The sequence below is a fragment of the Paenibacillus soyae genome, from assembly GCF_024623455.1.
In the GTDB taxonomy this organism is placed as follows: domain Bacteria; phylum Bacillota; class Bacilli; order Paenibacillales; family Paenibacillaceae; genus Pristimantibacillus; species Pristimantibacillus soyae.
In genome coordinates this window covers 162,397-181,631 of the sequence record NZ_JANIPJ010000011.1, presented here as the reverse complement: position 1 = coordinate 181,631, position 19,235 = coordinate 162,397, and the positions used below count along the sequence as shown (strand labels likewise).

Annotated in this window: 17 protein-coding genes; 4 read left to right on the top strand and 13 right to left on the bottom strand. The window is 50.3% G+C overall.

The annotated features are described in order from the left end of the window. Positions 1-72: 72 nt before the first annotated feature. From NQZ67_RS16380 to NQZ67_RS16355, 6 genes are all read right to left on the bottom strand, one after another. Positions 73-426 carry a RidA family protein gene (locus NQZ67_RS16380; RefSeq protein ID WP_257447980.1) on the bottom strand — a complete coding sequence of 118 codons (354 nt, stop codon included), beginning with the start codon at positions 424-426 and terminating at the stop codon, positions 73-75. A 34-nt stretch (positions 427-460) separates the two neighbouring features. Next, positions 461-1,357 carry an AraC family transcriptional regulator gene (locus NQZ67_RS16375; RefSeq protein WP_257447902.1) on the bottom strand — a complete coding sequence of 299 codons (897 nt, stop codon included), beginning with the start codon at positions 1,355-1,357 and terminating at the stop codon, positions 461-463. Between the two features lie 199 nt (positions 1,358-1,556). After that, the gene (locus NQZ67_RS16370) at positions 1,557-1,745 is read right to left on the bottom strand and encodes a DUF3231 family protein (RefSeq protein WP_257447900.1); all 189 of its coding nucleotides are present in this window, start codon (positions 1,743-1,745) and stop codon (positions 1,557-1,559) included. Positions 1,746-1,840: 95 nt separating this feature from the next. Then, positions 1,841-2,311, bottom strand: coding sequence for a GNAT family N-acetyltransferase (locus tag NQZ67_RS16365; RefSeq protein ID WP_257447898.1), 471 nt, complete (start codon positions 2,309-2,311; stop codon positions 1,841-1,843). Positions 2,312-2,449: 138 nt separating this feature from the next. Further along, entirely contained in the window at positions 2,450-4,882 is a 2,433-nt protein-coding gene (locus tag NQZ67_RS16360) for a M13-type metalloendopeptidase (RefSeq protein ID WP_257447896.1), read from the bottom strand. A gap of 110 nt (positions 4,883-4,992) precedes the next feature. After that, entirely contained in the window at positions 4,993-5,955 is a 963-nt protein-coding gene (locus NQZ67_RS16355) for a helix-turn-helix transcriptional regulator (RefSeq protein WP_257447894.1), read from the bottom strand. A 112-nt stretch (positions 5,956-6,067) separates the two neighbouring features. Between NQZ67_RS16355 and NQZ67_RS16350 the strand changes: the two genes are divergently transcribed. After that, a complete protein-coding gene (locus NQZ67_RS16350) occupies positions 6,068-6,547 on the top strand; it encodes a GyrI-like domain-containing protein (protein ID WP_257447892.1) in 480 nt (159 codons plus the stop codon). 22 nt (positions 6,548-6,569) lie between these two features. Next, on the top strand, positions 6,570-7,034 hold the full coding sequence (locus NQZ67_RS16345; protein WP_257447890.1) for a DUF8821 family protein: 465 nt from the start codon (positions 6,570-6,572) through the stop codon (positions 7,032-7,034). A gap of 60 nt (positions 7,035-7,094) precedes the next feature. Here the strand turns inward: NQZ67_RS16345 and NQZ67_RS16340 are convergent, their stop codons facing one another. Then, positions 7,095-7,817: a DUF4386 domain-containing protein gene (locus NQZ67_RS16340; protein WP_257447887.1), complete on the bottom strand. Its 723-nt coding sequence runs from the start codon at positions 7,815-7,817 to the stop codon at positions 7,095-7,097. A gap of 101 nt (positions 7,818-7,918) precedes the next feature. Here NQZ67_RS16340 and NQZ67_RS16335 point away from each other — a divergent pair, with 101 nt between their 5' ends. Further along, on the top strand, positions 7,919-8,791 hold the full coding sequence (locus NQZ67_RS16335; RefSeq protein ID WP_257447885.1) for a helix-turn-helix transcriptional regulator: 873 nt from the start codon (positions 7,919-7,921) through the stop codon (positions 8,789-8,791). A gap of 112 nt (positions 8,792-8,903) precedes the next feature. Here NQZ67_RS16335 and NQZ67_RS16330 read toward each other — a convergent pair whose 3' ends face one another. The 6 genes from NQZ67_RS16330 to NQZ67_RS16305 all read right to left on the bottom strand — a co-directional run bounded on the left by NQZ67_RS16330 (position 8,904) and on the right by NQZ67_RS16305 (position 18,335). Beyond that, positions 8,904-13,661 (bottom strand): rhamnogalacturonan lyase family protein, encoded by a 4,758-nt coding sequence (locus NQZ67_RS16330; RefSeq protein WP_257447884.1) that lies wholly within the window; start codon positions 13,659-13,661, stop codon positions 8,904-8,906. Between the two features lie 341 nt (positions 13,662-14,002). After that, positions 14,003-14,827: a lipoate--protein ligase family protein gene (locus tag NQZ67_RS16325; protein WP_257447883.1), complete on the bottom strand. Its 825-nt coding sequence runs from the start codon at positions 14,825-14,827 to the stop codon at positions 14,003-14,005. Beyond that, positions 14,781-15,596, bottom strand: a complete 816-nt coding sequence (locus NQZ67_RS16320) for a lysophospholipase (protein ID WP_257447881.1) — start codon at positions 15,594-15,596, stop codon at positions 14,781-14,783. Before NQZ67_RS16320 ends, NQZ67_RS16325 begins: the two co-directional genes overlap by 47 nt. A gap of 13 nt (positions 15,597-15,609) precedes the next feature. Continuing rightward, positions 15,610-16,284 carry a tetratricopeptide repeat protein gene (locus tag NQZ67_RS16315; RefSeq protein ID WP_257447879.1) on the bottom strand — a complete coding sequence of 225 codons (675 nt, stop codon included), beginning with the start codon at positions 16,282-16,284 and terminating at the stop codon, positions 15,610-15,612. A gap of 132 nt (positions 16,285-16,416) precedes the next feature. Next, positions 16,417-17,406, bottom strand: a complete 990-nt coding sequence (locus NQZ67_RS16310) for a quinone oxidoreductase family protein (protein WP_257447877.1) — start codon at positions 17,404-17,406, stop codon at positions 16,417-16,419. An 86-nt stretch (positions 17,407-17,492) separates the two neighbouring features. Next, positions 17,493-18,335, bottom strand: coding sequence for a helix-turn-helix transcriptional regulator (locus tag NQZ67_RS16305; protein ID WP_257447875.1), 843 nt, complete (start codon positions 18,333-18,335; stop codon positions 17,493-17,495). 105 nt (positions 18,336-18,440) lie between these two features. Between NQZ67_RS16305 and NQZ67_RS16300 the strand changes: the two genes are divergently transcribed. Continuing rightward, positions 18,441-19,235 carry an AraC family transcriptional regulator gene (locus tag NQZ67_RS16300; protein ID WP_257447873.1) on the top strand — a complete coding sequence of 265 codons (795 nt, stop codon included), beginning with the start codon at positions 18,441-18,443 and terminating at the stop codon, positions 19,233-19,235.

Here is a 19,235-nt window from a genome sequence, read left to right as displayed (position 1 = left end):
CTCGATGGTAAGGGAAAAGGGCTGACCGCTGCGGCGGTCGGCCCTTTCTTGTTGCCCGTAGGGTCATCGATATTACCTTGCTGCGACGGCTTCGATCTCAACGAGCAATACCGGAGAAGCGAGCGCTTTGACAATAACTAGCGTCGTCGCCGGCGGAGGGGTCGGCAAGAAGCCCGCGCCGGCCTCCATGAAGGGACCGATCAGACCTTCATCCGTTAAATAGATCGTTGCTTTCACGATGTCGTTCATATCCATATCCGCACCGGCAAGGACTTTGTTCAAATTGCCGATGGCCAGCTCCGCTTGCTCCCGAATATCTTGACCGGGAATCCCGTCCCCGCCTATTCCGACTTGGCCCGAAATGAATAGCATTCGCCCAAAGGATGTAACCTCAACACCGTGGCTATAAGCGTCTGACGAGACCATTCCTGAAGGATTGAATTTTCTTAGCGCCATGGGGTTAGACCTTCCTTACGGCAAACCAAAGTTCAACGGAATGAAGGCCGTCCCTTCCGCCGTAAACCTCTAACTCCAAGCCATCCGCCTGCTCATAGCCTGACGTTGGGAGCCACTCCGTAAAAAATCTTCGATACAACGTTTCAATCGTGTCGCCGAACGCATCCCAGCCGATCGGCTCCGATGGGAAGATGGCCCATGTCAGCGCGGGAATCGTTACAGTCGAATATCCGGCCTCGTTGCTGGTTCCACTCTTGAAGGCACCTAGCATATACGGGAAAGTATCCTTCCCTGTATCTCTGTAGCTGCAAATCCCATGTACTTTGTACGAATCCTGGCTCACAAACTTCGGCAAGTCGCCGGCATTGACAGCAAGTCTCTCTACTTCGCCATTGGCATGACTCTCTTGCCAGAGCTGCGCCGGCGTGTTCGGCGCTTCGCCGTCCTCATCGATCCGAAAAACCCGCTCCATGCCGAATACCTCGAATGCTTCCTTCGTTTCAATACGATAATTCATCGCGTCTACCCCTTTGATCGTAATCTGGAAGGAGAGGCGAGGATAGGCTTTCAGCGCAATCCCGTCTTGACGGGCCATAGCCGGCGTGACCCCGTGAAGAGCTTGAAAAGCACGGGCAAAAGAAACCGGGGATTCGTAGCCATACTTCATGGCAACATCGATCACTTTCGCCGTACTGCTGTTCTGTAATTCGAGCGCGGCAAGGGTAAGCTTTCGTCGCCGAATATATTCAGCCAGCGGGACATTGGTGATGAAGGGAAACATCCTTTGGAACTGATAGGTCGAACAGCAAGCTCTACGCGCTACTTCTTCCAGTTCAATGTCCCCAGCCAAATTCATCTCAATATAGTCCATCGCCCGGTTCATCCGCTCCAGCCAATCCATCTCAATCCCTCCTCCTGGACCAAAGTATAAAACACCCGCAGCCTACGACTCGCAACTATTCGTGCACCAATAAGTTGCGTCATAAGTTCTCCTATAAGAGTTCCACCGAGTCGTATCGATGTCCTCCCGAGGCGCTTGCTTCTTTTTGCTCTAACCAGGGTTGGTCTGGACACAAAAACAACCCCGCTTCAGAGCGGGGTCAGGTGCATGCTATAAGCGATAAAGCCGGCAAGCGATCAGCGCCCGCCAAGGCGTTTCTGTCGATGGCTTCCGGCTGTTTCTCAAGCCAGCCGTTATGAACCATAAGGTTATAGCACATAGCGCCAGCTTGCATGGCATGATTGACGACGCTTTTATAGTTCAGGACGACATCCGACCGCTGGGCCATAATCCTCCCGGCTAATTAGCAATGAAGTTATTTTTCCGCTGGCTGGTAATCGTTATGCATTATTCCTGTACGCTTCGAACCGCCTCCACGAATGATTATCCGTTCAATACCAGCTCCATTGCTGAACTTTTGCGTTTGAACCCTCTTTTTTCATAAACGGGCAATCCATCCGCAGAAGCGGTTAAAATGATTCGACCGACATGATTGTTTTTTGCGAATTCGATACAGCTATCTAATAAGGCCGTTGCAATCCCGTTTCCCCTATAGGTAGGAATCGTGTACACATTCATGATGTAGGCATCCATCCCTAAGAGATTATGTAAGTATGGCGGGCGATTAATTATAATGAGGCCGCTTGTTGCTATCAATTTCCCTTGGGACTCCGCAACAAAGGAGATATACTCTTCACTTTTCAAATGTTTTTCATAATACATCTTGTTCGCATGGCTGACGGTTTCGATCTCCGTCTTATTTGTTAGACCTCCCACTTCTTGCAGCAGCGCCATTCGAAGCTCGACAAGCTCCTCTACATCGGAATGCTCTGCGCGTCTTATCATGAACTCCATATTCGTGTAACGCTCCTCTTCAAAAAATAGATTACACTTACTCTACCATATGTTGGTATTAAAAGAAGGCCATCCTATGAAGGATGACCTTTCATCGTATTATAAACTTTTATACATCACGTTTCTTGGATGACCAGATTACCAGATGGACAGACGCTCATCCGGCGATACGTACATCGCGTCATCTTCCGTAATGTTGTACACCTTATAGAATTGCTCCAGCATCTGCACGACGAAGTTGACTCTCACTTTGTTCGGGGCATGAGGATCAACCTGCATATTGCCGATAATCGCCTCTACGGGCATCCACGTCGCAAACGCATGGGCGTATCCTTCGAACACCTGGGAGAGATCCGCGTCGGGATTGTCGTCCGCAATATCAAGCACGCATGACAAGCCGCCTAAATCCGCAATCGTTTCCGCAAGCGTCAATTCGCCGTTTAATTTAGTCCCCGTTATAAACTCGATTCGAGACAGCTCTTTCTCCATCTTCTCCGTACGCTTCTGGAATTCGGCATAGTCGGCCTCGGTCCACCAGTTGGCCAAATTACCGTCCTTGTCGAACTGAGCGCCGTTCACGTCGAAAGCATGGGAGATTTCATGGCCGATAATCGCGCCGATGCTGCCCAAGTTCTGCTCGCGGCTCGCCTCCGGATCATAGAAAGGCGCCTGCAGAATGGCTGCCGGGAAAATAATGCTGTTCGTTAAAGGATGATAGAACGCGTTAACCGTCATGACCGGCAGCATGTTCCATACGTCTGAGGAGTACGGCTTCTTTAATGCTTCTTTCCCGGCTGCCTCCAATGCGATTCTCTCGTTCATAAGCGCTTCAAACAGAGTGCCCCCGTCCGCTTGGCTCGGGAAGCTGTAGGAAAGCGTCGGCTTCCACTCATCGGGATAGCCGATGTTGACATCAATGTGCTGCAGCTTCTCGACGGCCTTTTCCTTCGTCTCGTCACTCATCCAGGTAAGCGCAAGGATCCGCTCCTCGTATTTCGCGATAATTTCGCTTACGATGTCTTTGACATCATTTTTACTGGATTCAGGGAAGTACTTATTGACGAACACTTTGTCGAATACCTGCGGTTCAAAGCTTTGGGCCAAAGCAGCCGCCCGCTCCTCCACTGGCAGCTTCTCGGGCACGATGCCCATCAGCTCTTTCATGATATCATCCTGGAAGCTTTGCGTTGCTTCGGAGAATGCCGTTTCATACTGTTGGAACATCGTAATGGCCAGATAATCTTTAATCGTCTGCAAGTTTTGATTGGTAATAAGGCCATCTGCAAATTGGATATACGCATGCTCCGGGGAGTAGACCGTCATATCGGCAGGCAAACTATAGAGCTTGATCGTCATCTCAGCCAATCCGGAGTTCGTCGTCGCCTTCTTCATCTCGTCCCATGTCGACTTCTTCAGGTAAGCCTTCGGATCTTGCATTTGTTCCGGCGGCGTAGCCTTGGCGGCAAGCTGCTTCTCAAGCTCTACTATCGCTTCCGCGCGCTCGGACAGCTCATCCTCTTCGCCGCTGTAGCTTAATACGCGTTCCAAATAGTCTACGTATGCCTTCTGAATATTGGCCATGGCGGGATCTTCCGAATAATAAAGCGCCGTACCCAAGCCTAACCCTGTGCCAACAAAGGTTGCGGCATACTTCGTTCGGTCTCCCAGCGTATCTTCAATAGGCCCAAAGCCTATAAACGGGACAAGATTAAATCGATCCCAATACTTCTCGGCTAACGCTCTCAACCCTGCAACATCCTGAACGGCGTATAATTCATCTAAATAAGGGCGGAGCTCTTGAATGCCGTTCTCTCGCGTATCTACATCGGTATACATGTTATAGATTTCCGCAGCTCTCCATTCCGGGGAACCGCTCTTAGCATTCTTATTCTGGAGCAGCTCCTTCATGATCTCGGAGCCTGTGTCGTCGACCTTCTTCATGACATCAAAGAATGTTCCGGCCATCGGATAACCGGGATGGATAACCGGATTGGCAACGTACTTCCGGTTCGTATAGAGGTAGAAGTCGTCCTCTAATTGCACTTGTTTGGCGCCGTACGGATTGCCCGCCGCGGCGGCCTGCATCACATAAGATAATACTCCCAAAAACTGCTCGGCTTGTTCGACCGTAACCTTGTCGGCAGGGAGTCCCAGCTCGTCCAGCAATCCGAAGTCATCAAGTGCCGCATAGTAAGGAGCAGCCCATGCCGGTACATTCTCGGCGCTGTCGCTGGTCGCTATACCTTGCCATTCCAGCAGATTACAAGCGATAACGACCAGCTGCGTGCCGGTAACGCTCGAGCCCGGCTGGAATTTGTTCGCTCCCGTCCCCTTCATATACCCCGCAGTCACGGCGATCGCAATATCCTTCGCATACTCATTGCCGGCAGGTACATCAGAAAAAGCTTGCTTCGGATTGTCCGCCGTAATTTGAAAGGTCTGATTGATCAATGCTGTCAGTTGACCCCTTGTAATCAGCGGGTCGTTTGCCGCATACGCATTCGTCAGCCCGACGCCGAATAACATCAGCATGGCTAACAGAATGACCATGGAACGTTGAAACTTTCTCACAAGTGCACCTCCAGGGTAATCTATTATCCCGTCTATCTTATCATAATAGACAAGATAGGTAAAATAAGGATATAATCCCTCTATTATGGACATTTTGTGAATGACGACTCTTATGGGCCCAATCGGATAAACCTTTCTTGTAGGGCCTCCATCATCTCTTTCGGCAGCTCCTTGATCTTAATATCGGCTCCCAAGAAAAGCAGCCAGCTGGTCATTTCGGCCAGCTCTTCCGCATGATGAACCTGGACATAGGTTTTTAGAATGGCTCTCGTTTGGAAAGGATCGGTATAGGAAATAGATACCTTTAACGGATGATATTTTTTGAACTGCGCAATAGCTTTGGGACCCAGCTCAAGGACAAGGTTGATCGCCTCCTCCTGCTTGCTTAGCTTCTCCCGTATCTTTTTTCGGCTTAGCCTCTTATTCACGGGGTAGGGCTCTACATCGGTGAGGTTATCGACGGAGAGAATGCGTCTCTTCTCTTCCATTAGGTCGAAGCCCTCTATTAGCCAAACGCTTTTCTCCCGGTAAAGGTGAAGGAGATAAATAGGATACGAGTTGGTAGAACCCCCTTCATACATGGTGAGCAATAAGCAGGTATCCGACAGCAGGAGTTGAATAAGCTTCTCTAGAATAGGATGCGGAAGATCCGACAGCTCCAGCAGGTCCGGATTATTCGGGTTGGTCCCTTCGAACAGCAAAATTTGATTTAAGAGAACAAGGTCATCCTGCTGGTTCTGCGATATGAGCCCCAGTAATTTCTCCGCTAAGGACTGGCGGCTCTTCAGATATGGAAGCTGTTGATTCCTTGTCGCCATAAACGCAATAAAAAGCGCCTTGGTCTCATTATCGGTAAAGCGGACGGTCGGCAGGACCGAATTATTCATGACGAAATAGCCCCCGTCCCTGCCAACCTCGGCGACCAGCGGCATCCCCATGCCTTCAATTTCTCGGATATCCCGAATCGCGGTTGAACGGGAGATATGAAATTCACGCATGATCTCGGAAATGGTGAAGGAAGCGCGGTTGTTGATATACCGCATGATGGTGTTAATCCGTTCTACTTTTTTCATGGCAGCCCCCTAAACAGTATCACTTTTTGACACGTTTAAGGGTTATTATAAACTCAGCAAGAGAAAAGGAACATCGCTTCTAAACATTTCGGGAAAAAGGATGGATGAAAAAATGGCAAACTACGCGCTTGAGGAAAAAGAAAGCTTTACCGTGCTTGGGATTGGAACGGATCTGAAAAGCGATTACACGGACTATGCCGGCATCAACAAAGAAAAGCTGGAATTCTGGCAAGCGGCCCAGCAAGACGGAAGACTGGACGCTCTCAAAGCGGTAGCGGAGAATGACTACATTTTCGCCGTGAACGAAGCCGTGAACAACAAAATGATGTATTACGCCGGCGTTATGACGAATGCAACACTGCCTGAGGCTTCTCGAGTGATTCTGTTCCCTAAGGGAGAATACCTGGTTGTCCAAGGGGAAGCTCAGACAGCAGATATGCTCGGCAATATGCTTACCGGCATCGCCTTCGGTCAAGTGCTGCCGGAAGCAAAAGACTTCGCCTACGTGGGCGGGCCGAACGCCACGGTCGAGATGGGGCAGCGCGACGGCATGGTTTTCGGTGAAGTGTGGATCCCCGTCGTCAGAAAATAAATAAGAACTAGGAGGAATGGTCATGTCCATCGCAGTAGATTTTAAACAAGTATCCACGAGCGGCTTAGAGTCGTCTCCCGTACAAGAAGCGCTTGCCGGTTTGCGAGCGAATGAAGCCCGCTACTTCATGAACAAATATAAGCATGAGTTCACGGTTACGCCAGCTGCCGAAAGTCAGGAAACCCTGGCGTACGTAAACCGGGTTTTGAAGGAGGAGCGCGACATTGAGTTCGCCGCTAAGCCTTTGGAAACGTCGCGTTTCCAAGTGGAAAATATCCAGTGGGCCTTCGTCTTCTATGAGGACGGCCTGGCGGTCAACGTTATGTATACGGTCGATGACCCTAAGAAGCGCGCGGTCGGGTTTAAGCTCTCTGAAGGAATGGACGTGCCCTCCGAGCTAGAAGGGAAGTTTAAGTTCGCCAGGCAGAAGTCCAAGCTGGCCGGCACTATTCGCGGATCGTTTTTCGTGATCAAAGGGGAATATTAATACTCGCGCACAACAGCACCTCTCCAGATGGGGGTGCTGTTGTTGTTTTCACGCAAAGGTTTAGTTAGCCACCATCGAAGCAGCTGTTTCGGCCCTCCGTTTTGCAAGACTCTCCCGACGATACCCCTTCGCGATTAACCAGCCTGCCAGGCTCATCTCGTACACGCCCACAGGCAGCGCCATCAGTCCCTTAGCCGCCGAGTATGGGGTAATAAACCCAAACATTTGAAGCAACCCGGCTATAAAAACCATTCCCCCTGTTACCATTCCGAATATCGCTAGCGGTTTGGGCACAAGGCCGGTTCGATATAGCAAGTAACTGTACAAGCTCGTATTGAGACCCAGCATGAGATTCGGGCCCAGCATGGCCGTCCAGCCGTAAATCGACTGCAGCATCATTCCAATAGGCTCTAATTGGGTCTGATCCGCTAAGTCTGTTGAAGCATAAGCCGAGCTAAGCTGTAACAGCCCCAATATGCTTACCAGACCGATCGCGATAAATACGGCCTCCATGAACCGGAAGCATAGATATCCGAGCGCAAGATGCTCATTCCAATGCCGCACGTACGGAAACAGCATCACCGCCGTACCGACGGCCGTTACCACAAGCAGGAGCTCATTGACCACGCCGATTAAAACTCTTGATTCCGATCCATCCGCCACGGCCGTCTGCCAATGCTCCGACAATACAGGTCCATACAACAGAACCGCTATAATCGACGTCGCCGCCGCCAAGATATAGAAGATTCCTAGTATCGTTGCGTTTCTTCGGTCTTGCCTCATCTTTGTCGCCTCCTCAATCGGAAAAAAGTTTAATTCTAGTAGTTATGCGATGGTATACTTGAGCCAAATAACCTTCTCAAACTTGCAAAGAGGGAGATCCTATGGACCACAACAAAGTCATCGAACGATCATTGATCCATATTGAGGAGCATTTGCAACACCCCCTGACCGTAGAATCCGTTGCCGGCGCCTTCAACCTGTCCAAATACTACTTCCACCGGCTGTTCTCGGCTATCATGGGCTGTTCGCTCAACCATTACATTCTATCCAGAAGATTGAATGCATCCCTAGCCTTTATTCAAAACAACAAGAGTTCGCTAACCGATATTGCGTATCAGCTTGGCTTCGGTACGCAAGCCTCCTTCACTCGCGCTTTTAAACGACACTACGGCGTTGCGCCAAGCTCTTTAAAAACAGGAACCACAACGATTCCACCGGTCCCCGTTCCGGAAGTCGTGAAGAGACCCATCAAAAATATTAACGGCGATATCGTCACGGATTTCACCCTGACCGAATTCAAGGAGACTCGAGTCAGCGGAATCGCCTTCGAAGTGGATTTAGCCAACGATGATTACAAGGAGAAGATTCGCGCCCATTCCAAATTGCTGTTGAGTCATATGGATGGGATCTTAAATACACCTTGTTACGTCATTTATTCCAATTGCCAACCCGATTCCACCCGGTTTAAGGTGCTGTGCGGAATCCCCGGCAGCATGGAGATCGATCAACCTTTTTACTTCACCGTAGATGTGCCGCCCATTTTTTGCGCAAGGTTCAACTATCGCGGCGACCTGCTTGATATTGGGGACGTACTGAAAACCGACTATGCCCGGTTTCTAAAAATATCTAGACAGGAAACGGCCGAAACCGAAATCGAACTCATTCAAGCTTTTGATAACGTTCACCAGCTGGATTCCAACTACCACATCTATGCGCCTATAAAAAAACTCCCTCTCGATTCTGATCTGGAATAGCGAGCATCTGCATCTGCAAATAAAAATAACATAATCGATTTCACCCGGCTTTCCACATCTTGCTGTAATCGCACGAAAAAATGCACCTCGAGAGAGGTGCATTTTCGCTCGTTTATTCGGATTTCCACTGCTCAAGCAGCAAGCTGGCATAGTAGGTTAGGTTTTTGAAGGCCACAGGAGATAGCGTATCCTTCTTCTTCGGTTGGTCAAGTTCATCCAAATACTTTTCGAGGAAATGAATAGCTTGATCCGTCCGGCCCTTCTCGACATGATGCTTCGCTTGCTTAAGGGCATTCCCCAATCGGGATACGATCGAACCGGCCACATCGCCCGATTGTACATAGCCGTTCGTCAGCTTCTCCAGCTCGGACAGAATGTCCAGCGTCGCCACCGTGATCTTCAGATCCGCCGGCTGGCCTGCGCTGAACACGAAGGTGAGAACATCGCCATTCGACAACGTTGCCAAGTAGCTGCTCTTGATTGTCACCGCTTGCTTGCCATCCGAGGTTGGGGCAGCAAGGCTGTAGTCAGTGCCGGCAACAAGCCCGGTATTGCCCTTCTTAATTTCCGTAAGCGTGTTGCCGTTTAATGTTGCCGTCACCGCAATGTCGGCTCTAGCATTCGTATAGAACGTAGCCGTCGCCGTCGAGAGCGTAGAATGCTCCACCGTATAGGCTAGGTTTGGCACCGGAAGCTGCATCGCCTGAACTTCGTCGCGTATGTCTTCACCCAGGTAGAAGCCCAAATGCGCCGGCTGGTTGTACATCGCGTTCTGCGAGTTCGCCGCCAAACGATACTGCGGATCATGCATCAGCGTGTAAATCACGTTATCCGTCGGGATATCCGTCGTGTAGATTCTTAGAGCATTATTGTCGCTCGTGCGAACAAGAACCTCGTCGCGCCAGTCTCCGAATATATCCGCGATAAGGCTTGGATTCGCTTTTGTTCCGTTGTTGGAGTAGGCTCCGGTCAGGGTCTGGAGCGTTTCAAGCCCGCTTTCCCCTGTTGCCACATTATAATTAAACTTCGTAATGGATGGGGAGTCTGTCGAGTTATTATTGTCCGGCCCGTCAAAAAACTCGCTGAGCAGGTCTCCGTCCCAATACAGGACGAAGTTAACAGGAGCCTTGCCGGCAACGCCAATGCCTCCGACATCGCTCGTAATCATCTCGCCGCTCACGATATTGTACATAGGCGTTCCGATGGCCCAAACCTCGAAGCCCGGCAAAGGAGTGACATTGGCCGCAACGCCGCGCCCGACGTCGCCCAGGTTGGCCGCATACGTCCATACAGGCTCCCCTGTGGAACCGCGCACCAAGGATACGTTGTTCGGAGGTCCGGCCTCATGCGGCTGGAACACATAAATTTCGTCGCTGCCCGGCACCATTGCGGATACATGAAGCGCGTCGCCGTGGCCACCGGCCACTGTTCCCCTTGTTCCGTTGGTGCTCCACACGATCGTTCCGTCCTGGTCCAGCGTAATGCCGCCAAGCACCACTTCGCTATAACCGTCGAAATCCACATCCGCGACTTTTACGTTATGATTGCCCTGATTACCGCCGGCATTCCACTCCGCCAGCTTAAATCTCCAAATTTCCACAATTTTGCCGTCTATCAGCTGATAAGCAGCCGCAAATCCCGGTCCGTAATGGGCGCGCACCTCGATAACCGTAGGATACGGCTCCGCGCCATCTATGCCATTCTTCGGCATATAGGCCACTGCTCCGTTGAAGCGGTCGCTGCGGTTATTGTTATTGTCGCCCCAGTTAGGGGTGATGTTGTACGGCGCAAAATAATTGACCGTGTCGACCGGCTCGCCTGTTGCGCCATTAAATACCGTAAAGGTTTCCGGACCGGACGCCACCCTGCCAAGCGCCGTGTTGTTAACCTGGTTGTTATTCGCCGGGTTTTGAAGGCCGCCTACCCATACCGCTTCGGGATCGCCCAATACCCATGCCGGAGTATCTGTCAGATCATTAATCGTGCCATCCGCTTTCGGAAGATAACCTCTGGTTCCGTCGGCTGTCTTGACCGAGAACTCCGCCTTGCCGTCCTGATCCAGATCATAGAAGTTGAACGCGCTGTGATGCGCGCTGGACACGATATTGATGCCCAGGTTGATTCTCCACAGCAGCTTGCCTTCAAGGGTATAAGCGTCGAATATCGTTTCTCCGGTGTGCCTGTTGGCAAGGCCCGGGTCTTGGGCCTGCGAAGGATACCATTTGACCAGAATTTCATACTGGCCATCTCCATTAACATCGGCTACGGAGGTGTCGTTTGCCGTATAGGTAATCGGATCCGCATTGGATGCCGCTCCGTAAGCCAGCGCCGGGTTGGGACGATCCGCCGGCTTCTGCAGGGGAATATCCTTGTAGTTATTGGCCCATGCCGTTGCAGGCTTGCTTGTTGCGCCGGTACTAACGGTCTCTACAACATATTGGTCCCCGGTTTGACCGTCTGCGTCCACATAATTAAGCGTTGCAACCGGTGTTGCGTTAACCTTATCGCCGTTTCTGTACACGTTAAAGGTTAAACCCATGTCATATTCCGAGGCGAGCAGACGCCATGTTACAAGTATGCCTTGCCCGCTGTTTTCCGGAACGGCTGTTACTCCTCTGTCCAGCCACTCCATGGAGATCGGCTCGGAGGTTATTTTTTCTTTATGGCGGTTCTCGATGTAAAGCTTCGCTTTTACTTCCATCCGATTGACCGCTACGCCTGGAACACTCTCGAGCGTTCCTACATAGGAGAATACGCCTTGCTTCTCCGGGTCATAAACCAATTCAGCGGCTGTTGTCGACCATGGCGCTTCGGTTAAAGCCCAGGTTACGCCTACCGTTTCGGTACTGCCGCCCGCCACCTTCACTTGAACGGTTGTCGGCAGGTTAAGCCCTGCCTCGTCGGCCACATCTCCGATATAAACCGTCTTGAACCAGCTTTGCCACGTATTATCGTCCGCCGTTGCGGGACGCTCCGGCAAGAAGTCATACGGCAGCACTTCGGTTATTGTGTCCGATGAAAGCGGCTTTGTGAAGAAATACAAGTTATCCATGCCGTTATCCACAACGCCGAGGTTATTACCTCCCGCGCGCTCGCCGGTGAGAACGAACGAGCTGATTTGGCTGCCTGCGAAAGGAACCGTCACCACGGAGGGCACGGCTGCGGCTTGATCCCTCGGAACAAGGGAAACCGTAGCGATCATCGTATCGAAATCAAACTCTACGCCTATCGTGTACCAAATATTAACCTCGTTATAACTAAACGCGTGGTAACGGTCGCTGCTCCAGAAATTGGCCGGGTTAGAGCCGGTCGGCCCCGGCAGAGCCCCTGCGAACGCGCCTATGGTCCTCGCGCCATTATAGGTGCCTGTTCTTAAGCTGAGCAGAACATTGGCCCCATCCTGGAAGCTTAGGTTAAACGTATTTTGCAAGGTGGAGACCGCTGGAACCTTCCAGTCAAAGTGAGCATACACCTTACTGCCGGACACGGCGTACGGTAAATCGCCCTTACCGCCGCGGTTGCCCGAACCGGACGCGTCAAACCGGAAATAGTTATTGATTCGAGGCGCGTCTTCCCTGGCAAGCGTATGGTAGGTACCGCCGGCGAATATCCAGAGCGGGGTCGTATCGTTTCCGGCGAAGCTGCTTCCGAACTCCTGCTTGTACCCTTCCTCTACTAGAGCGGAAAAGTCCGGAGCAGGTTCGGTTATCGGCGGGACATATTTGACTTGAATCTGCACGCTATTGGCTATGGATCCGTCCATATTGGACACAGCCGTTAAGGCGGCCTCTCCTGAGCCTATTCCGGTAACCGTCACGCTGTTATCCGGGTTTACGACAATAGCGGCAATGCTAGGGTCGCTGGTCGACCATGTAAACGTCCTGTCGGTTGCGTTAACAGGCAGGACAACCGCGCTGAAGGTAGCGGTACGCTTGTCTGCAAGCGAACCCTCCCCATATTCCAGGCTAGCCGCTGCGTTTGGAGATAGGATAACCTCGCTTGGGTTTATGGTCGGTTTTACGCCGCCGGAGGCAGCGGCCTTGAATTGGATGTTATCCACGCGCATGCCATACGTGCTTTCATCCCAATCAACGCCCGCAACCGCATTAAACCTCGCCCAGTTCTGTCCGCTGGCCCGGCTCGCGCCAATGCTTATGCTGGTCAGCCCGTCGCTCGGCAGGGCTATTGGCTGCGGCGCGGCGTATTGAATGGAGCCATCGTCGTTGGTAAGGCTAATGAACGCCACTTGCGCCAGAAGATCGACGTTCAGGGCCGCCGAAAGCTTGGTCAGGCGCGGCACGCCGGTTAGCGCGGTTGTGGCCGCTCCTAATGCCGGAGCGTTGTTGGCGGCCATATTCCCGCTGTAGAAGGAAATGCTCGCAGGCGAGTTCGCGCTCGTTCCGCCTCCGGACGTTCGAAGCGTTACGACTTGATCCGCGCCTTCGTTAAGGCGGACATCAAGGGAGTTTGCGCTAGGGCGGGTAATGTCCACCCACCAGTCGAAGGTTACCTCAACCTGATCTTTGCCGGTAAGGTCATACTCTCCGCTATCAAGGGGAAGCGTCCACCAGAAGCTTGCTTGTTTGGCCGCGCTCGAATCCGCATCCATTCCCGGAGGCTGAACGCGAAGCACCTTGTTGGAATCAAAATCCGCTACCGAAATGGACCCCGAGCCCGTGGCTGCCGGGGCGCCGGTTACGGTTCCTAGCAGCTCTCCATCCTCAAAATCCAAAACATCGCCAACTTGAGTCAAAGCGACAGGCGGGGTGCCGCCATCTCCCTCCGCACCCAGAACCAACGAGGGCATAAGCGTAGCTGCCATGGAAACGGTGAGCAGTACCGACATGTACTTCTTAAACCTTCTCTTCATTCCTTTTACTCCTCCCAGCACTGAATAGAGTTTTTAAAGTGAAGCGCTTTCAAATTTCCTGCTCTCACCTCGCTTATGTAGGGCATAATAATCAACTAAGTGTAGAGGTTCTTGCCGTGGCCAGGATACGTTTTGAATTATAGCCCTCGCCAACGAAACCGTAAATCGTGGCTATTGATTGTCCTAGTCATTTTTGATTCTGTACCCAAAATAACCGATAGAACCTGTTCGTTGAGGCACTTCAACATTTTTGCAGCGGGATTTATGCTCAGCAAAAAACTCCACAACCGCTAAGGCTGTGGAGTTCAAATCCTAGAGTCGAAGCATGATGAACGGCTATGCTAGCTGCGCTCAACCTGAGCATAACGAGCCCGTATGGAAGCGATCTTCTCCTCGATCTCAATCTGGTTCGGTAAGCTCGAAACATCATATGACGCAGCTATTCCTGCACCTGCCAATACATTTTTCACCGCGCCTGCAAAAGAAAATGCCCCCATCGGCCCAAGTCCTGCAAGCTCCTCGAGGCTGGCTGTACTCTGTCCCTCGACTATGGGATGCCCAAGCGAATCGTCTCCGCCAGACGCGATATCGTAGAAAGCCCGGACGAATTCAGCGCGAGAGCTCCCCGAGCCTTCCGCCACAACGAACGCCTGAATAATCGTAGCGTTCACCTGGCGTCTCTGCGCGATCCCGCAAAACTTACGACCATCGATGCCGAGATCGTAGTCGCCGGGGCAATACGCGCCCTCGACTAATCCTTTCTCCACGACCCGTCCTGTACTGCTTAACGCTTCCCTAATCAGCTTGAACATCGCCTCGAAGTCAAATTGATAACCCGAATGTCCTTCAACGGAATTCGGAAAGATAAGCGACAGATTCACCACGCCTCCATCCAGTGGGACCGCGGCTCCCCCTGAATTCCGCACCGCGACAGGCCAGCCGTTCGACTCCAGCCACTCCATTGCTTCCCGCGCGTTTGGCAGCCGGAGGTCCTGCGAGCCAAGCACGAATGCCTGCGGATGCCGCCAAATATGGCATACGGCCGGTCCGCCATGTCCCGCTCGGCGACAGAGCAACTCGTCCAGCGCGAAGGAGAATAGCGGATCGGTCGAGCCTAGCTCATTCATTCGGTCCAGGATCATCATATTTTGCGGCAGTTGGCTCATTCCAGTGACCTTCCCTCCGGGTAAACAATAACTGATTTAATACATCTGTCAGTTCGCCTCTATTTCGAAAGTATCCCGTTATGTTATGCACGTTTATATCGTACTCATGCAAGTGTACTTTTTCAAATCCACTCAATCGTTCTGCATATGCTCTATCCGGAGTACCATAATAGATATGATATTCATTATTTTTGTGTGGCAGTCTTTTCGCTTTTTCTAGGAAAATATTTCGCAAGTCCAGATACTCTCGGGGAACCTCACTGGGGATTTCTTTTAAAATCGGGATAATCCAGCTAAGTTCATCGGGATATTCCTTTTTGTCAATGTCTATGTATGTTTGGGGACCGAAGGCATGAACGGTAACATTAAATCTAGTTAATAATCCAAATAATATGGCGGCATACCCGCCCATCGAAAGCCCCATTACTAATATTTTTTTAAATCTATGAACCGGTATTATATCCTCCAGATAAGTCACAACTTGATCAAAATTCTCTACGTCAGAGATATTGGAAAGCCCTTTATGGTACCATGCCTTTTTAGCATCCCTAATAATCATTCTATTGACGCCCATGGATTGAGTGGAACGAAAAAATTCAAATGGCGGAAGCGTTTCTGGACCATCTGTCAGCGCACCTCTGCCGCAGAACGTAATTAGTAACGTATCGCTATCCTTGGTATAATCGATAATAATGCTTTTGTTCGAATTGGTAATATATCGGTCAATTAAATGCTCATTGTGTCGATTGATATAAAATTCTCCGCCCAAGTTAATCACTCTCTCATGAAATATAATTATAACATTCGGCTACCATTTCGTTTACTTCAGCAATAATTACCTCGTTAGATGTGACCTTTAACAAACGCTCAAAATAATATATCGAGGTTCGAATTTCACCATTTACTTTATACATAAATCCCAGGTTATACAAAATATCTTCGCTATTCGGATTTATAAGATATCCCTGACGAAGCGCGCAGATGGCTGATTCAATATCGTTCTCTAAATATCGAGTCATGGCCAGATAACTCATCCACTCCTCGTCATCTTCGATTACATCCGTTAGTAATTCAATAATTTTCTTAGCCTTCGTGACATGTCCATTATCGATTAACACCGTGATACCCTTTTTTAATTCCCGATATTGATCAGATTTCGTGCTTTCCGTCTCATTAATCCCGTACCATGAATTGTATATAAATTGCCATATAAAATCCTGTTCCAGTTCTTCGGGATTCAATATTTGTACATGTATTTGATAAGGTTTAGGTTGATACGCGCCTAGTTCCGTAATCATTATTTCACTATCGAATACATAATGGGAGAAGTCGCCGTAATTCATATATTGACCGATTTTGAAATCAAAATGGGTCTTAATCCAGTCGGGAATTTCCACTGTATCAGGGTTTAAACCCTCTACAACCAACCCTATACGGGGCTTAAATGGCCTATTCATTTTTCTATTTTCTCCTTCCGCTTGTTACTAGTACTATCGGAACATTTAACCAATAAATTCATATTGGTATTAAAAAAGAGTCCGCGCTATACGCAGACTCTTTCTTATAATGGTGACCGTGAAAACTGACCCTTAAATTTTCAAAACCAGCTTTCCAACCGTGTTCTTCCCTTCCAAGAGAGAAAGTGCTTCCGCCGCGTTTTCCAAAGGATACACACCTTGAATTTCCGCGCGGATCTCCCCTCGTGCCAGCATACTTAACGCTTCCCGCGCCGCTATTCCGGTCTCCACGGGATTACTGTCGCTATATCCCCCTAAGGTAAAGCCCGCAATTTGATGATTGGAAAACCAGACTTGATTAAAGGAATGGCTAACATCCTCTTCCCCGCTCGCGTTTCCTACGACAACCAGCTGCCCCAGCGGGCGAAGCACCTCTAGGCTTTGTTTGCGCATGCTTCCCCCCACCGGGTCAAATACGGCATGAACGCCTTTGTGTCCGGTTGCCTGGAGGGTTTGCCTTACAAAATCTGTTCGGATGAATAACTCATCGTATCCGAATGCTGCGGCCTGCTTTATTTTCTCGGCGTTTCCGACGGTTCCTAATACTTTGCCGGCCCCCAGGCGTTTGGCCATTTGCCCCAGAAAGCTGCCCAGGCCGCCGACCGCACCATGGACAAGAATATTATCGCCTTTCCGTATTCTATATACGTCTTTTATAGCCAGGTAAGCGGTCGTTACATTAACAATGGAGGCAGCCGCAGTCGCCAAGTCAAGGTCCGCCCCCAGTTGGTCTAACGGTACCGTAAGATCAGGCCGCACGTTCGCCATGGACGCAAAGCCATTAAGGTCATGCAGCGTCATCGAAGCAACGGGTTGACCCACGTAGAAGCCTTCTACTCCCTCCCCAATGGCGCGCACATGCCCTGACACCTCCAAACCCGGCGTTAAGGGCAGCGGAAAAGCAGAAACGAACTCCCCCCGGCTTAGCAAGACTTCAAAAAAACCTACTCCCGCATAGGCAACGTCAATGGTAAGCAAGCCTGGGGCTGGTTGCAGGTCCGGCTTCTCGCGAAGCGACAAGGCCGCAGGTCCTTCGGGTCGGTCGATAATAATAGCTTTCAAGTTAGTAGCCTCCTTAGTGGATGAATAAACCCATTATATGGGCCAACCAAGGAAGCATCCTGTTTGCCGTTATACAGGTATCCAGACTAATAGGCTGCATGCCGGATACTAGCCAGTCTCTGTTCCGTATCCGTGCCTGCAAGGGGAGTAAATATGCAGCAATGCAGATTGGCGTTGCCGTTAATATTCGAGAAAGAGGTTAATTCAAAAAGAAGCCGCCCTGCGACGGGATGTTCCAGTGTATAGCGAATGGCCTTCTTCTGCTGCACATCGTGCAGCCGCCATAATGCCCGGAACTCCTCGCTTTCTTCGCAAAGCTGATTGGCAAGCTTCTCGAACCAGGGATCGCCGATTTGCTGGTCAAAGGACGAACGAAAACGCCCTGCCGTATAATGGGCGACTTCATCCCAGTTCACCAACTGCTTGCGCAGCTGGGGATCGGTAAACAGAATTCGTGTCATTACCCGTTTATCAGCGGGAATTTCACGGAAATCAGCAATAATCCCGGTTGCCAGCCGATTGTAAGCGAGCACCTCGGTTCGGTGGTTCGTAATCATCGCCGGGCAGTTCAGTTGATCGATAATTCCTTGTATCCCTTCATGCATGTCCTCAGGCTTGGGATTCAAATCTCCTTCTCCAGCGTAGTTAGCCAAACGAAGCAAGTGCGCATATTCCTCTGAGGAGAGATGCAAAGCTCTGGCGACACTTACGATAACTTCTTTGGAGACCGTACCGACCCTGCCTTGCTCCAGCCAGGTGTACCAAGTGAGGCTTACGCCCGCAAGATGCGCAACCTCCTCTCTTCGCAATCCTGGCGTTCGCCTTCTCCCTAAACGGCCGACAATGTCGGAAGGCTCCGGCTTCATCCGTTCGCGACGGGATTTCAGAAAGTCTCCGAGTATTTTACTTCTATTATGGGTCAAAGACATTCGTTGGAACCTCCCCTTAAAGCACCTTGTGACTTTCATGATAGCATATTTCTTCCAATTTCTGATATGATTACCCTTAATCATATTCCTAAGGAGTCGTGTTCATTGGCTGTATCCACGAATAGGCTGACCAAAATATCCGATGTGCTAGCCCAAGCCTCCACTCATCAACAAAAAATATTGCGCATGAAGGGGCTTTCGGCCATTGAATCCTGTACGCGTACGGAAGGGGCCGCAGGCACATTATTTTTAGAAAACCATATGCTTTTATTCGTAATAAAGGGGACATACACGGTTCGGTTTGGAAGCTCGGTGCATACGGCACACAAGCATGAAATGGTACTCATTCATAAGTCCATTGTGATTCAATATGAAAAAAGCGGGGAACCAAATTCCGACTACACGCTCAACTATATGATGTTCCTCTTGCAAGACGAATTAATTGACGAGTTTATGAAGCTAGCGGATTATACTCCGACTTCAATAACCCCGACAACGGACCCGATATCCGTTCATAAGATGGATGGAAGACTCTCCAGCTATCTGCAATCCTTGAAGCCTTACTTCGAAGAACCGGAGCGGATTACGGATGGGTTGGTCAAGGTGAAGTTATTAGAGCTATTATTTGGCTTAGCGGATCGAAACGATATATTTTTATTCGAGCTCTCCCGAATTAGGCGCCAAGAACGAAAAAAGATCCAGGACGTCATTGAGGCGAATTTGACGAATCCCGTAACCTTAAATGATTTGGCCTACTTATCCGGGCGAAGCCTCTCCTCTTTCAAACGTGATTTTAAAGCTATTTATAATACTTCCCCGCTCCAATGGATACGCAACCGCCGACTGGATCATGCAAAAGAAATACTGCTCCGTTCGTCTCTATCCGTAACGGAGGCATAA

Bases quoted from the DNA above. Each gene is read 5' to 3' on its own strand.
- NQZ67_RS16380 (WP_257447980.1), bottom strand. From the start codon at position 426: ATGGTCTCGTCAGACGCTTATAGCCACGGTGTTGAGGTTACATCCTTT.
- NQZ67_RS16375 (WP_257447902.1), bottom strand. From the start codon at position 1,357: ATGGATTGGCTGGAGCGGATGAACCGGGCGATGGACTATATTGAGATG.
- NQZ67_RS16370 (WP_257447900.1), bottom strand. From the start codon at position 1,745: ATGGCCCAGCGGTCGGATGTCGTCCTGAACTATAAAAGCGTCGTCAAT.
- NQZ67_RS16365 (WP_257447898.1), bottom strand. From the start codon at position 2,311: ATGGAGTTCATGATAAGACGCGCAGAGCATTCCGATGTAGAGGAGCTT.
- NQZ67_RS16355 (WP_257447894.1), bottom strand. From the start codon at position 5,955: ATGAAAAAAGTAGAACGGATTAACACCATCATGCGGTATATCAACAAC.
- NQZ67_RS16350 (WP_257447892.1), top strand. From the start codon at position 6,068: ATGGCAAACTACGCGCTTGAGGAAAAAGAAAGCTTTACCGTGCTTGGG.
- NQZ67_RS16345 (WP_257447890.1), top strand. From the start codon at position 6,570: ATGTCCATCGCAGTAGATTTTAAACAAGTATCCACGAGCGGCTTAGAG.
- NQZ67_RS16340 (WP_257447887.1), bottom strand. From the start codon at position 7,817: ATGAGGCAAGACCGAAGAAACGCAACGATACTAGGAATCTTCTATATC.
- NQZ67_RS16335 (WP_257447885.1), top strand. From the start codon at position 7,919: ATGGACCACAACAAAGTCATCGAACGATCATTGATCCATATTGAGGAG.
- NQZ67_RS16330 (WP_257447884.1), bottom strand. From the start codon at position 13,661: ATGAAGAGAAGGTTTAAGAAGTACATGTCGGTACTGCTCACCGTTTCC.
- NQZ67_RS16325 (WP_257447883.1), bottom strand. From the start codon at position 14,827: ATGAGCCAACTGCCGCAAAATATGATGATCCTGGACCGAATGAATGAG.
- NQZ67_RS16315 (WP_257447879.1), bottom strand. From the start codon at position 16,284: ATGAATAGGCCATTTAAGCCCCGTATAGGGTTGGTTGTAGAGGGTTTA.
- NQZ67_RS16305 (WP_257447875.1), bottom strand. From the start codon at position 18,335: ATGTCTTTGACCCATAATAGAAGTAAAATACTCGGAGACTTTCTGAAA.